We start from the raw sequence: 347 nt of genomic DNA on the forward strand, positions 1-347 counted from the left end.
AGCAACGCGGTCTCGTCGTTGAGCACCCGACGCGACAGCAACCGCTCACCACGGGCGTTGATCACCACGCAGTGGTGATGTTCCTTGCCCACGTCCACTCCGGCCCACAGTTCGGGCATCGCCACCTCCGCACGCTCGATCGTCATCGGTCCCACAGACGACTTCGCCGACGTTGCCCTACACAGCGATCGTTCGCGGTTCTCAATGAGCGGTCGAGTCGTCGCGGGGGCTCCGGGTGGCCAAGCTCCTTGAGCCATCCCACGGCACGAACCATGCAGCCATGCCCAGAGCCCCTGGGCCCACCGAGCCTACGAACGCCGATTCAGACCCAAACAGAAAGGTAGGGC

At 64.6% G+C, this 347-nt stretch carries 1 protein-coding gene; it reads right to left on the bottom strand.

The window, feature by feature from the left end:
• A partial coding sequence (locus EIZ44_RS46340) for an IS110 family transposase (protein ID WP_439098642.1) occupies window positions 1–257 on the bottom strand: 257 nt, incomplete at its 3' end.
• Window positions 258–347: the final 90 nt, after the last annotated feature.

Origin of the sequence: Amycolatopsis nivea (assembly GCF_004522235.1) — a bacterium.
GTDB classification, from domain to species: Bacteria; Actinomycetota; Actinomycetes; order Mycobacteriales; family Pseudonocardiaceae; genus Amycolatopsis; species Amycolatopsis nivea.